This is a genomic window from Xanthomonas arboricola (assembly GCF_002940665.1).
Classification (GTDB): Bacteria; Pseudomonadota; Gammaproteobacteria; order Xanthomonadales; family Xanthomonadaceae; genus Xanthomonas; species Xanthomonas arboricola_B.
Map to the genome: position 1 here is coordinate 1,171,865 of NZ_MIGY01000003.1, position 12,772 is coordinate 1,184,636.

Annotated in this window: 13 protein-coding genes; 5 read left to right on the forward strand and 8 right to left on the reverse strand. The window is 67.3% G+C overall.

Annotated elements, in window-relative coordinates; all coding sequences use genetic code 11:
* Positions 1-158: 158 nt before the first annotated feature.
* The 6 genes from mdcB to mdcA form a co-directional block, all read right to left on the reverse strand.
* Complete coding sequence (gene mdcB / locus XarjCFBP7645_RS18810) at positions 159-1,004, reverse strand: triphosphoribosyl-dephospho-CoA synthase MdcB (RefSeq protein ID WP_104538872.1); 846 nt, start codon at positions 1,002-1,004, stop codon at positions 159-161.
* 323 nt (positions 1,005-1,327) lie between these two features.
* On the reverse strand, positions 1,328-1,969 hold the full coding sequence (mdcG, locus tag XarjCFBP7645_RS18815; RefSeq protein ID WP_104538667.1) for a malonate decarboxylase holo-[acyl-carrier-protein] synthase: 642 nt from the start codon (positions 1,967-1,969) through the stop codon (positions 1,328-1,330).
* 2 nt (positions 1,970-1,971) lie between these two features.
* Entirely contained in the window at positions 1,972-2,676 is a 705-nt protein-coding gene (gene mdcE, locus XarjCFBP7645_RS18820; RefSeq protein ID WP_104538668.1) for a biotin-independent malonate decarboxylase subunit gamma, read from the reverse strand.
* Positions 2,667-3,569 carry a biotin-independent malonate decarboxylase subunit beta gene (locus XarjCFBP7645_RS18825; protein ID WP_181126423.1) on the reverse strand — a complete coding sequence of 301 codons (903 nt, stop codon included), beginning with the start codon at positions 3,567-3,569 and terminating at the stop codon, positions 2,667-2,669. Before XarjCFBP7645_RS18825 ends, mdcE begins: the two co-directional genes overlap by 10 nt.
* Before the next feature lie 547 nt (positions 3,570-4,116).
* The gene (gene mdcC, locus XarjCFBP7645_RS18835; RefSeq protein WP_104538669.1) at positions 4,117-4,434 is read right to left on the reverse strand and encodes a malonate decarboxylase acyl carrier protein; all 318 of its coding nucleotides are present in this window, start codon (positions 4,432-4,434) and stop codon (positions 4,117-4,119) included.
* A 9-nt stretch (positions 4,435-4,443) separates the two neighbouring features.
* Positions 4,444-6,090 (reverse strand): malonate decarboxylase subunit alpha, encoded by a 1,647-nt coding sequence (gene mdcA / locus XarjCFBP7645_RS18840; RefSeq protein WP_104538670.1) that lies wholly within the window; start codon positions 6,088-6,090, stop codon positions 4,444-4,446.
* 187 nt (positions 6,091-6,277) lie between these two features.
* Here mdcA and XarjCFBP7645_RS18845 point away from each other — a divergent pair, with 187 nt between their 5' ends.
* Positions 6,278-6,826 carry a PadR family transcriptional regulator gene (locus XarjCFBP7645_RS18845; protein ID WP_047126156.1) on the forward strand — a complete coding sequence of 183 codons (549 nt, stop codon included), beginning with the start codon at positions 6,278-6,280 and terminating at the stop codon, positions 6,824-6,826.
* 486 nt (positions 6,827-7,312) lie between these two features.
* A complete protein-coding gene (locus tag XarjCFBP7645_RS18850) occupies positions 7,313-8,101 on the forward strand; it encodes a siderophore-interacting protein (RefSeq protein ID WP_047126157.1) in 789 nt (262 codons plus the stop codon).
* Between the two features lie 406 nt (positions 8,102-8,507).
* Here XarjCFBP7645_RS18850 and XarjCFBP7645_RS18860 read toward each other — a convergent pair whose 3' ends face one another.
* Both XarjCFBP7645_RS18860 and XarjCFBP7645_RS18865 read right to left on the reverse strand, forming a co-directional pair.
* A complete protein-coding gene (locus XarjCFBP7645_RS18860) occupies positions 8,508-9,239 on the reverse strand; it encodes a YceI family protein (RefSeq protein WP_080959941.1) in 732 nt (243 codons plus the stop codon).
* A 233-nt stretch (positions 9,240-9,472) separates the two neighbouring features.
* Entirely contained in the window at positions 9,473-10,063 is a 591-nt protein-coding gene (locus tag XarjCFBP7645_RS18865; protein ID WP_047126158.1) for a malonic semialdehyde reductase, read from the reverse strand.
* A 136-nt stretch (positions 10,064-10,199) separates the two neighbouring features.
* Between XarjCFBP7645_RS18865 and XarjCFBP7645_RS18870 the strand changes: the two genes are divergently transcribed.
* Genes XarjCFBP7645_RS18870 through XarjCFBP7645_RS18880 form a run of 3 tightly spaced genes read left to right on the forward strand, consistent with a single transcriptional unit; the run spans position 10,200 to position 12,561 of the window.
* Complete coding sequence (locus XarjCFBP7645_RS18870; RefSeq protein WP_047126159.1) at positions 10,200-11,147, forward strand: mitochondrial fission ELM1 family protein; 948 nt, start codon at positions 10,200-10,202, stop codon at positions 11,145-11,147.
* Between the two features lie 50 nt (positions 11,148-11,197).
* The gene (locus XarjCFBP7645_RS18875) at positions 11,198-12,061 is read left to right on the forward strand and encodes a DUF2145 domain-containing protein (protein WP_104538671.1); all 864 of its coding nucleotides are present in this window, start codon (positions 11,198-11,200) and stop codon (positions 12,059-12,061) included.
* Positions 12,058-12,561, forward strand: a complete 504-nt coding sequence (locus XarjCFBP7645_RS18880) for a hypothetical protein (RefSeq protein WP_104538672.1) — start codon at positions 12,058-12,060, stop codon at positions 12,559-12,561. Before XarjCFBP7645_RS18875 ends, XarjCFBP7645_RS18880 begins: the two co-directional genes overlap by 4 nt.
* Positions 12,562-12,772 lie beyond the last annotated feature (211 nt).

Consider the following 12,772-nt stretch of genomic DNA (forward strand, 5'->3'; position numbering starts at 1 on the left):
AATGCTATGCCTTGTGCGAGCGTAGCCCTTATTCGCGCTGCAAGCCTTTTGTTCCGTATCCAGGCGAAGCAGGCCGTTGCCTGAGGCAATAAAGAGAGCGGCGCCGCCGCACGCCTGCGTGGACGTTGCTTTCGCAGTTGCCAGTGGTCGACACCGGCTCATGCCATCTCCTGGCAGTGCAGGAACCAGGCACAGGCCAGCAGATCGGCGCTGCCGCCCGGGCTCAGGCGACGCGCAACAAATTGCGCGCCTATGGCGTGCAGGCCCGCGCGCCACTGCGGGTGTGCGATGCCGCCATCGGCCAGAAACGCACGCGCCTGCGCCTTGGCGTAAGCCAGTCCTTCCTGCCCGCCGCGGTGCAGCAGGTTGAGATCGTCGACCTCGGCAATCAGGTGCATCAAGGTCTGCGCCAATGCGGCCTCGCGCGTGGCGCCGCGGTGCAGTGCGCCACGCAGAGATAGCAATGCGATCTCGCGCAGCAATGGATACCCGGCTGCAGCCTGTTCGCGCACGCCACTGATCCGAAATGCCGCGCGCACGCGCTGGCCATTGCTGTGTGGATCCAGCGGCGCGGCCCGCAATGCATCGCGCCAGACCTGCACCGCAGTGCAGACTGCTTCTCCGGCAGGGGCATGCCCGTGCACGGCACGCACGCGCGCCGCCTGCGCAGTGAGCACGCCCAGGCTGAAGATCGCACCACGATGGGTATTGATGCCGCCGGTGGCGCGCAGCATCGCCGCTTCGGCCGCGATGCCGAGCTGGCGCAATTGCTCGAACGGCGCGTTGTCGATACCGGCCTGTGCAATCGCGACGAAGTAGCCGCGCAAGGCGAACAGGCTGCGCAGGAACGTCGACGCATCCATATCGGCATGGCTGCCGCTGTCGAACGGAGTGACCAGGCCGGGCTTGGGTGCGCAGCAGAGTTCTGCATGCAGGGCGGCGACCGCCAGCCGCCCCAGCCGATGCGCCAGTGCGCTGGCGGTGCCGGCTTCGGGATGCGATATGCCTTGTCGCGCTGCACTGTCTTGCAGCTCGCCATGTGTGCGTGCAGCGCGCGATGGCGCATGCACGCGGTTCGAACCAGTGCCTGCAGGGGCAAGGCGCAGTAGCGGCTGCGACGGTACGTCGTGCGGTGCTGCCGGTACCAGTGTCGATGTCGGTGTCGATTGGGTGTCCGCACGAACCAGATGCATCGCTTGGCTGTCTGTACCAACCAGGGATGCTGCGATGCCTGCCTCTTTCGCCCTTGTCATTGGCCGCTGCCGCTCCACCGCGTTGCAATGCGTCACGGAGCGCCCGGCATCGGCGGTGCGTTCGGCCAGCGTGCTCATGCCGCGCTCCATACCGGAAACAGCGCGCTGCGCGGCAGCAGGCGGCAGCCGTTGGTGGACTTCACCAGTACCTGCTGTGCGCTGCCGGCGTATTCGCGCCAGTTCACCGCGGTGTCGTCGGGCAACAACAGTTCGCCGTCTGCGCGCAGCCGGTGACGCTGTTCCCAACGCTGCAGCACTGTCACCACTGCCTGCGCCTGCTCGGGTGTGGCGATGGACCACAACAGGTCCAGATCCGATTGCGCATGCACATACGCAAGCCCGGTCAGGGCCTGCCATGCGAAGCTGCCGAAGACGCGCGGCTGCAGGGCGTTGGCATTGCACTGGGTCAGCAAGGCCTGCAGTGCAGGCTGCGTCGCGGAGGGTGCGGCTGCGATCACGGCGTCCAGCGCCAATGGCGCGGTGCTGCGCGCGACCTCGTCCAGGCCGGCGCTCAGTGCCAGGCGCTGTTTGCCTTCGCTTGGCGGCAACGGCACGCCGAGCCGCAGGCTGCCGGGTGCCTCGCTGCCATCGCCGCGTGCCACCACTGCCGGCAGACCCGCTGCAAACCACTGCTGCAGCCGTGGCTGCGCACCCGGCGTCAGCGCTTGCCAGCGCGCGTCCGGTTGCAACCACACCAATGCGTGGCGGCCGGGCATGCTCAGGCCTCGCCCGCAGCCACTGCGGCAGCGACATCGCGCGCCAGGGTGCGCCCGCCACGCTGCGCGCCGAGTGCGCGGCGTTGATCGCCATCGCTGGACGCGGCCAGCGCATCGAGCAACGCCTGCGCCAGATCGCCCTCCCAGAGCGACTCCACCGCGCCCATGCGCACGTAGTTCTCCACGCCAGGCGCGAACACCGGCGAACTCCTGCTCAGCGCCTGCAGGGTGTCCACGGTCTGCTTGGTGACGCGCGCCATCGCGCGCAGATCCATCACCCGGATCTGTGCATCCGGCAATGCGTGGATATGGTCGGCCATCAGACCGAACGACAGAAAGCCGCCACTGACCGATTCGCCGTACACCAGCGTGACCAGCCGCGCGCCGCGCTTGCGCGCCAGGTCCAGCGCGCGTGCCAGATGCGCGAAATAGCCGTTGATGCCAAGCAGTTCGTCGCGGCGCGCCAGCCGTTGCCCGGCGGTATCGGCCAGCATCACGATCGGCCGCTGCGGATGCGCGCGCGTGCTCGCCAACACGGTCGCCGCCAGTGCCAGCGCGTGGTCCACGCCGACTTCCAGCTTGTTGGCGGTGCCGATCACGGTGACCTCGCCCGCGGCCGTGGTGGCACTGCCGGTGAGCACATCGTCGTTGCGGGCGATGGCGTGGCCGCGCGGAAACAGCCGGTCCAGCAGTTGGCTCAGTTCCATGGCGTGCTCCGGTCGGCGGTGGCGGCGAGGAAGGCGTCGGTGTCCAGCAACGGCAGGCGTTGCGCATCGACAATGCCCTGGCGCTGCCAGATCTCCAGGCCGTCGCGGCAATCGCCGTAGGCGGCGATGCGGCTGGACAATTGCTGATGTGCAGCTTCCAGCGCCTGCAGCGCGGCCTCGCCTGCCGGCTCGGTCAGCGTGTCCAGCGCCTGCACGGCGGCATCTGCAAATGCGGCGATACGGTCGGCCACCAGCGTCTGCGCCTCGCCCAGCAGATAGCGGTGCTTGCCGCCGGTGACGCGCCACACCAGGGCACGGTCGCGTGCGTCGAACTCCTCCACACCGCGCACGGTTTCGATCACGTCCGGGCCGGACAGCGACAGGCGGCCTTCTTCGGACATGATCACCGCGCTGCAGCAGCGCGCCACGATGCCCATGCCGCCGAAGGCGCCGTTGCCGCTGCCGATCAAGGCCAGCACCGGCACGCCGGCGGCGCGCGTGTCCAAGGTGGCGCGCATGATTTCGGAGATGGCAATCAGGCCGGCGTTGGCTTCGTGCAGGCGCACGCCGCCGGTGTCGAGCAGCAACAGCACCGCCGCCGGCTGCGTGGCGGTGGCGCGTTCGAGCAGGCCGATGAGCTTGGCACCGTGCACCTCGCCGACGCCGCCGCCCAGGAAGGCGCCTTGCTGCGCGGCGATCAGCACGTTGCGCCCACGCAGCGTGCCTTCGCCGACGACGATGCCGTCATCGAAGGCGCCGGGGGTGTCGAGCTGGGCCAGATGCGGGCTGATCAGGCGACGGCGCGGGCCGACGAATTCGCCGAAGCTGCCGGCATCCAGCACGCCATCGATGCGCTCGCGCGCATCGGCCTCGTAATAGCTGCGCTCGGCCATGGGGATGGTGGTGCTCATACAAGCCTTCCAATGACATGCGTAGGAGCGCACCCGGGCGCGACTGCGGCATTACCGGGAACGCCCATCGCGCCCGGGTGCGCTCCTACAAAATCGCTGTGGTGTGCCGGTTTGTCGTGGCTGCGCTCGGCACTATCGACGGTGGTGCTCCCGACGACTCGCGTAGGAGCGCACCTGGGCGCGACTGCAGCGTTACCGAGAACGCCCATCGCGCCCGGGTGCGCTGCTACGAAATCGCTGTGGTGTGCCGGTTCGTCGTGGCTGCGCTCGGCACTATCGACGGTGCTGCTCCCGACGACTCGCGTAGGAGCGCACCTGGGCGCGACTGCGGCGTTACCGGGAACGCCCATCGCGCCCGGGTGCGCTGCTACGAAATCGCTGTGGTGTGCCGGTTTGTCGTGGCTGCGCTCGGCACTACCGACAGTGGTGCTCCCGACGACTCGCGTAGGAGCGCACCTGGGCGCGACCGAAGCGTTACCGGGAACGCCCGTCGCGCCCGGGTGCGCTCCTACGGGGTGAGACGGGTGGCTCATGCGGCGGCTCCCTGCAGGACGTCCAGCGCCTGCTCCAGGCGCAGGCTCACCACCGCCGGCGTGGCGCCGACATCGTTGACGCTGATGCGCACATCGCGCAACGGATGGCGCGCGGCGAAATCGTCCAGCACCGCCTGCCAGATCGTGCCGAAACCGCGTGCGGCGGTGAGGATCTCGATCTCCATCGCGCCGTCCAGCGGCACGCGCTCGACCAGCACTTCCAGGTTGCCGGAGGCGACCACGCCGACCAGCGCATGGTCCAGCCCGGCGCGCGCGCCATGCTGGCCATCGAAGCGATACCGCAGGGTTTCCATGCCGTGCCCCTACCAGTTGCGAAAACGTTTCGGCGGGTCGTACAACCCTCCGGACCAGCGCACCAGGTCCTTGACCGTGCGCGCGGCGAGCAGGTCGCGCGTGGCATCGCGTGGACGGATGCCCAGGTCTTCCGGCCGCTTGATGACGCCGCGATCGCGCAGGTTTTCCACCGCGCGTTTGTCGCGGCCCAGGCCGACGGCGGTGTAACCGGACACGCCACGGATGGCCTGTTCGCGCTCTTCGGCGCTGCGGCACAGCAACAGGTTGGCGATGCCTTCTTCGGTCAGCACGTGGCTGACGTCGTCGCCATAGATCATCACCGGCGGCAGCGGCATGTTGGCGCGCTCGGCCAGTTCCCAGGCATCGAGCTTGTCGACGAAGGCCGGCGCCATGTGTTCGCGGAAGGTTTCCACCATCTGCACCACCAGCTTGCGCCCGCGCGGCATCTCGCCGGGGCGCGCCGCCTCGCGCCCGGCCTTGAGCCAGGCGGCGCTGGCGTGCCGGCGGCCGCGCGCATCCGAACCCATGTTGGGCGCGCCGCCGAAACCGGCGATGCGGTCGCGCGTGGCGGTGGAGCTGTTGCCCTGCAGATCGATCTGCAGGGTGGAGCCGATGAACATGTCGCAGGCATACAAACCGGCGGTCTGCGACAACGCCCGATTGGAGCGCATGCTGCCGTCGGCACCGGTAAAGAAGATGTCCGGGCGCGCGGCGATGTAGGCCTCCATGCCCAGTTCCGAGCCGAACGAGTGCACCGAGTGCACGAAGCCCGATTCGATCGCCGGGATCAGCGCCGGGTGCGGATTGAGCGCCCAGTGCCGGCAGATCTTGCCTTTCAGCCCCAGCGACTCGGCGTAGGTGGGCAGCAGCAGTTCGATCGCGGCGGTGTCGAAGCCGATGCCGTGGTTGAGCCGGTCCACGCCGTATTCGGCATAGATGCCCTTGATTGCCATCATCGCCATCAGCACCTGGATCTCGGAGATCTGCGCCGGGTCGCGGGTGAACAGCGGTTCGATGTAGTTGGGCCTGGGTGCCTGGGTGACGAAGTCCACCCAGTCGGCCGGAATATCCACGCGCGGCAGCGTGTCGACGATTTCGTTGACCTGCGCAATCACGATGCCGCCCTTGAACGCGGTGGCCTCCACGATCACCGGGGTGTCTTCGGTATTCGGGCCGGTGTAGAGATTGCCGTGGCGGTCGGCGGCCTGCGCGGTGACCAGCGCGATGCGCGGGGTCAGGTCGATGAAATAGCGGCCGAACAATTCCAGATAGGTGTGGATGGCACCGATCTCGATGCGGCCCTCGCCAACCAGCCCGGCCAGGCGCGCGGCCTGCGGGCCGGAGAACGAGAAATCCAGCCGCTTGGCGATGCCGCGCTCGAACACGTCCAGATGCGCGGGCAGCGACAACACCGATTGCACCATATGCAGGTCGTGCACGCGCGCCGGGTCCACCTCGGTGAGGCAGCGCGCCAGGAAGTCGGCCTGCTTCTGGTTGTTGCCTTCCAGGCAGACGCGGTCGCCCGGCTCGATCACCGCTTCCAGCAGCGCCACCACGTCGTCGGCGGCCACCACGCGCCCGTGCGGTGCCAGGGCTGCGGCGCGCTGCAGGCGCTGGCGCCGGCTCTCGGCCTGGGTGTCCCACTGTCGACTCATGCATCTGCCTCACCGGGCAAAGCCCGTAATGTCGGAGTAATTACATCGTAATTATGGAGAGCCGTGGTGTCTAGCCGCGTTGCAGCATGGGCCGCAGAAACCGCCAGGCTGGTCGGCCCGGCAACCGGCAGGTGCTTGCGGGCGATCCCACTTCGATATATCTTTTCGCCATGCTTCGCTATATCGAATGACAGTGCGCTCTCGCCACCACGACTTGCCGAATGACCTCGATCCGTCCCTTGCGCGCAGCGCCACGCGCCGCGGCGGCGGTGCGCGCGCGCGACCACTGGAACATGGCGACCTACGCTTGCTGCTGCTGGCGCTGATCGAGCAACAGCCGCGCCATGGCTATGAGTTGATGCGGCAGATCACTGCGCTGTTCAAAGGCCTCTACACGCCCAGTGCGGGCGCCATCTATCCGGCACTGGCGCAACTCGAAACCGAGGGATGGGTGCAGACCGTGCTGGACGAGGGCCGCAAGCGCTACCAGGTCAGCGCGGCCGGCCGCATGCATGCGGCACAGCACCGCGACGCACTCGATGCGGCGCTGGCGCGCACCCACCGCCGCGCGCGCGCGCTGATCAAGGCGCAGACACCGGCGCCGATTCGCGAGGCCATCCACCGCATCAAGCACGGGCTGTTTGCACGGCACGGGCAATGGACGGATGCAGAAACCACACGCATTGCCGCGCTACTCAACGCCGCCGCTGACGGCATGGAGCACGACGACGGCTGAGTGCGTGTGCTGCTGCAACTCCTAGACAAGCCGATGCCGCCTGATCACCCTTTGCGGTAGTTGCATGTCATCGCAGTGTCGACGTTGTAGGCGCAGTGATGTGCAGCCCCGATGCATGCAGTGTTCTGCGAATTCGTGAGTCTGCAAATTGCCGATCATCGACCTTGCTTATTTTGCAGCGGCGTAGCTGCCTGTTCTGATCGAAATGCAGTCTCAGAGTCAACACACCTTCAGGCGTCGGTAACTGAGCCCCTCTCCCTCGGCAGAGGGATTGGGGTGAGGGTCAAGGGCGAAGCCACGTGTCATTGCAACTGCACGAGGCTTCGCTCGTCCCCTCATCCGCCCCTGCGGGGCACCTTCTCCGATGGGAGCAGGGTGGGCAACAACCGCTGTTTTTCGCCAGTCGGCTGGCTAGATCGTCGCATCATCGTTTGCAGTCACTCCCCCGCCGCGCATCTGCGCGCCATATCCAGGAATCGCAGCACAATGGCCATCCACACCCACACCCAACTCCGCCGCGATCCGCGCCTGCGCTCCGTGCAGGTGGTGCGCTGCGAGTCGCTCACCCCGCAGATGCGCCGCATCGTGTTCGGCGGCAGCGAACTTGCCGGCTTTCAGAGCGAGGCACCGGACGATCACGTCAAGCTGTTCTTCCCCAATGCCGATGGCGCCTTCGTGCTGCCGACGATGACGCCGGACGGTCCGCGCTATGCCGAAGGCGCGCTGCCCTCGCCCGGCCGCGATTACACCCCGCGCGCATTCGATCCGCAGAGCGGCGAGCTGAGCATCGACTTCGTGCTGCACGGCGACGGCGTGGCCTCCAGCTGGGCGGCGCAGGCACAGCCCGGCGAGACGCTGAAGATCGGTGGCCCGCGCGGCTCGTTCCTGGTTGCCGACGACTACGACCACTACGTGCTGATCGGCGATGAAACCGCGCTGCCCGCGATCGGCCGCTGGCTGGAAGCCATGCCCGCCGACATGCATGTAGAGGTCTTTATCGAAATCGCCGATGCCGCCGAGCGCCAGGAGCTGCTCAGCGCCGCCGAGGTAGAGGTGTACTGGCTGGAACGCAACGGCTTCGATGCCGCCAGCAGCACGTTGCTGGAAGACAGCCTGCGCGATTACGAGCCGCACGACGGCGACACGTTCTACTGGATCGGTACCGAATCCATGCGCGCGCGTGCGATGCGCAAGTTTCTCGAAGAGCACATGGGCGTGGACAAGGACTCGGTGCGCGCGAAGGGCTACTGGAAGGCTGAATCAGCCCCGCACTAACTGACAGCATGGCGGCGCTGGGTGAAGGGTTCCACGCAAACGGCAGTTGATCCGTCGCTTTTCCGCAGGGCCCTTGGCCGCCCACCATCGCGGGGCACGCCGCAAGTACGTCCGTGTAGGCTCTTACGCGGCATCCATGCCGCGTAAGGCCCCGCGACGGTGGACGGCCAAGGACCAGTCGAGTCGATCGGTGCGCATGGCTTTCAATAAAACGATCAACAAACTGTCTGGTGCGGTGTGCCCGCCGCTCGCGCGCTCGATCGCAACGCCCATAAAAAAACGGCGCCTCCCACCAAGGTGGAGAGGCGCCGTTTTCTTCAGTGAACAGCCTTAAGCCGATCGGCGGGTGTTTGCGTTCCGCACATCGGTGCGATCGCTCGCACCGATGCATCGACTGCGCTGCGCCTTACTTGGCAGCAGCAGCGTCACCGGCCTTGGCCTGCAGGGCTTCGGTGGTGATGCGGATCTTCACTTCGTCGCTGACGTTCGGGGCGTACTGGCCCACGCCGAAGTCGGTGCGCTTGATGGTGGTGGTGGCGTCGAAACCGGCTGCCGGTACCTTCTTCATCGGGTGCTCGCCGGCACCGTTGAGGGTGACGTCCAGCACGACCGGCTTGGTCTGATCCTTGATGGTCAGGTCGCCGGTGACGGTCAGCTTGTTGGGGCCGGCCGCTTCGACCTTGGTGCTCTTGAAGGTGGCGGTCGGGAACTTGGCCGCGTCGAAGAAATCACCGCTCTTGAGGTGTTCGTCGAACTTGGCGGTGAAGCTGTTCAGACCAGACAGCGGCAGGGTGACCTGCACGGTGGACTTGGTCACGTCGGCCGCGTCGTACACCAGGGTGCCGTCGACATTGCCGAAGTGCGCGGTCGGGTTGGAGAAGCCGAAGTGGCTCCACTGCGCCAGCACGTCGGTGTGGCTCGGGTCCAGCGTGTAGGTGCCCGAAGCCACTTCCACGGCCGGCGCGGTCGAGGCGGCCGGCGCAGCAGCCGGGGCAGGAGTGGTGGCAGCGGCATCGGCCGGTGCGGTGGCGGCCGGGGTTTCGGTGGCCGGCGCGGCGGCATTGTCGGCCGGCTTGGAGCAGGCGGCGATGGCCAGGGTCAGGGCGAGCGGCAGCAACAGTTTGTGGGTGGTCTTCATTGAAACTCCTTGAGATGAGGGACCGCATTGGATCAACGCGGATGGAACAGACGCAGACGGACGAGGACTGCAGCAAAGCGGAAACGTGCGCCTGGGGCGGATTGGACAAGGCGTACGGTGTTCAGGTGGTGCGGGTGGCGCGCTACGCAGCCGGAGTGTACGTGGCTGCCTGCGTGCCGGAGGGCCCGGCTGCGCGCGCCCGACGGTGCGCGCAGCCGCCGTGTCGGCCGCCGTTACTCGATACGTGCGGCTTCGTCGAAGCTTAGCCGCGGCAGCCGCGCAAACAGCCCGGCCGGATCGCCATAGCCAAGATTGACCAGGAAATTGGACTTGATCGGCGTCCCGGCGAAGAACGCCGCATCCACCTTGGCATTGTCGAAGCCGGACATCGGGCCGGCATCCAGACCCAGCGCACGTGCGGCCAGGATCAGGTAGGCGCCCTGCAGCGAGCTGTTACGGAATGCGCCGGCCGCGCGCCCCACACGCGGGCCTTCGAACCAGCTCTTGGCGTCGGCATGCGGGAACAGGTATGGCAGCTTTTCGTGAAAATCCTCATCGGAGCCGACGATCACCGTGACCGGCGCGGCCAGCGTCTTGGCGGCATTGGCCTCGGACAGCGCCGGCTTGAGCTTCTGCTTGCCCTCCGGCGTGGCCACGAACACGAAACGCGCCGGCGACCCGTTGGCCGCGGTCGGGCCCCACTTCAGCAGATCGTAGAGCTCGCGCAGCTGCGCTTGGCTGACCGGCCTGTCGAGAAAGGCGTTTTGCGTGCGGGCGGTACGGAACAGCTGATCCAGCGCGGCAGCGTCGAGCGAGTCGGACATGGAAACTCCGGGAAGCAAGGGAATGGGCGACAGTAGGATGCAGCACCGGCGCCAGCGTGAAGACCCGCAGTGTAGAGTGAGGCGATTGCTGCAACACGCGCTCTATCTGAAACAAATCTATGTCGGATCTGAAACGATGGCGCTGACCTGGGCGGTCAGCGACGGCCGCGCCGGCAATGCCCGCCAGGCCGAGGCCTTGGCGCAGGCGCTGCACGCCGCACCGGTCACTGCGCTGCATCTGCAGGCCCGCACGCCGTGGCGCTGGGCCGCACCGCGCCTGTTGCCGGGGGCGCAGGCCGCTTTTGGACCCGGCTTTGCCCGGCAATTGCAGCAGCCGCCGGTGCTGGCGATCGGCTGCGGGCGCCAGGCCGCGCTGGCCACCCGGCTGCTGCGCGCGCGCGGCAGCCGGGTGGTGCAACTGCTGGACCCACGCCTGGACCCGCGCCACTGGGATCTGTTGATCGTGCCCGAGCACGATGGGCTGCGTGGCGCCAACGTGCTCACCCTGCTCGGCAGCCTGCATCCGGTGGACGATGCCTGGCTGGCCGCCGGGCGCGCGGCCTTCGCCGCGCTCGGCGCGCTGCCCGGCCCGCGCGTGGCGCTGTTGATCGGCGGCCCCACCGCGCAGCTGCCCTGGACCACCCAGGCGCTTGCGGCACTGTGCACGCAACTGCGCGCGCAGGTGCTCGCGGCCGGCGGCAGCCTGCTGGTCACCACCTCCCGGCGCACCCCACCCGAGGCGATTGCAACGCTGCGCAAGACGCATGCAGGCCTGCCAGGCCTGCTGTGGTGCGACGAGCGCGACGGGCCCAATCCGTACGCCGGCCTGCTGGGCTGGGCCGATGCGATCGTGGCCAGTGCCGACTCGGTCAACCTGCTCTCCGAAGCCTGCGCCACGCGGGCACCGGTGGCAGCGGCGTTTGCCGCACAGGCGCAGGGACGGGTGGCCACGTACCTACGGGCACTGCAGGCGCATGGCCGTCTGTGCGATGCCGGCGATGTCTTGGCAACGCCGTCGCAGCGTCAACCACTGCGCGAAACCCAGCGCATCGCCGCGCTGGTGCGTGCGCGCCTGCACGTATGATGGTGCCGCCGCCGATGTCACGGGGCAGACACAAGGACGATGCATCCCCCATGCGACTTGTACACAAACGGCGCGGTTGGCCTGCAGCAGCGCTGTTGCTCGCATCCCTGACGTGCGCACTCCCCGCCATCGCCGCGCCGGTGTGCACCCCGCACTATCCGGCGCCCGCCACGCTGGCGGCGATGTTCGACCTGGCCAAATCCACCCAGCAGGCGCTGGACGCAGTGGACGGTGCGCAGGTCGTGCTGTTGGCACGCGGCGGCCAGGACCTGAGCCGCTATGGCTTGAAACACAGCCATCTGGCCTTCGCGTTGCGCGAGGACGACGGCACCTGGCGGGTGAAGCACCTGCTCAACCACTGCAGGTCGGACAACTCCGCGCTGTACCACGAAGGCCTGAGCAACTTCATCGGCGAAAGTGCCCTCGCTGCCGATCTGCGCGTCGGCGTGCCGGCACCGGCGCTGCAGCAGCAACTGCGCACGTTGCTGCAGGATCCGGCCACGCTGGCGCACACGCTGCACGAGGCGCGCTACAGCATGATCGCCTATCCGTTCTCCACCGAGTATCAGAATTCCAACCAGTGGGTGCTCGAAGTGCTGGCGGCTGCATTGGCGGCGACCAATGCAGCAGATGCGACACCTGCGCCGGTGAGCGATCGACGCAGCGCACAGGCCTGGCTCAAGCGCAACGGCTACCAACCCACCCGCCTGCACCTGGACCTGAGCAAGCGCATCGGCGCACGTTTTTTCATCGCCAATGCTGCAGTGACCGACCATCCCGCCAGCGAGCGCCTCTCCGGCAATTATTCGGTGATCACGGTCGAGTCGGTGTTCGACTTCCTGCAGCAGCAACACATGCTGCAGCAGGATCATTCCATTCCACGCAGCGTCACCACGCACGGAGCGTCTCCATGAACATCCCTCTTCGATCTGCCGGCCTTGGGCTGTTGCTGGCCGTCTCGTTTGGCCAGCCGATGCAGGCCAACGCAGGCTTGACCACGATCACCCGCGGCGACGCCTCGGCGATGTCGGCGATCCTGGTGATCTCCGCGCCGTACTTCGTGTCGTTGGCGCTGGGCCATAGTGCGATCGCAGGCTCTGAAGCGCTCAGCGAGGCATCGCACAAGGCCTCGGCCGGGCCGTTGCCGCCGATGCGGGTGAAGTCGGTGGAAAAAACCACCGATGGCGGCTGCCAGGTGCAGTTGCAGGATCCCGCAAAAGCGGAGAACACGGCACTGCTGCGCTGGCCGGCTCGCCAGGACGACCCGACTGCGGGCTTCCACGTTGGCGAGACGGTGAGCTTCCAGCCGAGCCCGGCCGGTGCGGGCTGGACGGTACAGTCGCCACAAGGCCAGGCGCTGGCGTTCGTGCCGACCGCAGAATCCGCTGCGCAGAACAGCAGCACCACCTGGTGATAATGGAAGACGCCGTACAGACACCCGCGGTTGCGATGGGGCGTTGCTGACGGCGCCTCACGTGTACAGGTAAGGTATTGCGCACGGCGTGGGCAGATACATCGGCCATTGTCTACCGAAGTGCAACACCACGTTCGTTGATGACCGCTGCAGTTGGATGACGATCGTCACTGTCTGATCGCCAGCACGCCAGTGCATGATCCTTGCGTGT

Bases quoted from the DNA above. Each gene is read 5' to 3' on its own strand.
- mdcG (WP_104538667.1), bottom strand. From the start codon at position 1,969: ATGCCCGGCCGCCACGCATTGGTGTGGTTGCAACCGGACGCGCGCTGG.
- mdcE (WP_104538668.1), bottom strand. From the start codon at position 2,676: ATGGAACTGAGCCAACTGCTGGACCGGCTGTTTCCGCGCGGCCACGCC.
- XarjCFBP7645_RS18825 (WP_181126423.1), bottom strand. From the start codon at position 3,569: ATGGCCGAGCGCAGCTATTACGAGGCCGATGCGCGCGAGCGCATCGAT.
- mdcC (WP_104538669.1), bottom strand. From the start codon at position 4,434: ATGGAAACCCTGCGGTATCGCTTCGATGGCCAGCATGGCGCGCGCGCC.
- mdcA (WP_104538670.1), bottom strand. From the start codon at position 6,090: ATGAGTCGACAGTGGGACACCCAGGCCGAGAGCCGGCGCCAGCGCCTG.
- XarjCFBP7645_RS18845 (WP_047126156.1), top strand. From the start codon at position 6,278: ATGACAGTGCGCTCTCGCCACCACGACTTGCCGAATGACCTCGATCCG.
- XarjCFBP7645_RS18850 (WP_047126157.1), top strand. From the start codon at position 7,313: ATGGCCATCCACACCCACACCCAACTCCGCCGCGATCCGCGCCTGCGC.
- XarjCFBP7645_RS18860 (WP_080959941.1), bottom strand. From the start codon at position 9,239: ATGAAGACCACCCACAAACTGTTGCTGCCGCTCGCCCTGACCCTGGCC.
- XarjCFBP7645_RS18865 (WP_047126158.1), bottom strand. From the start codon at position 10,063: ATGTCCGACTCGCTCGACGCTGCCGCGCTGGATCAGCTGTTCCGTACC.
- XarjCFBP7645_RS18870 (WP_047126159.1), top strand. From the start codon at position 10,200: ATGGCGCTGACCTGGGCGGTCAGCGACGGCCGCGCCGGCAATGCCCGC.
- XarjCFBP7645_RS18875 (WP_104538671.1), top strand. From the start codon at position 11,198: ATGCGACTTGTACACAAACGGCGCGGTTGGCCTGCAGCAGCGCTGTTG.
- XarjCFBP7645_RS18880 (WP_104538672.1), top strand. From the start codon at position 12,058: ATGAACATCCCTCTTCGATCTGCCGGCCTTGGGCTGTTGCTGGCCGTC.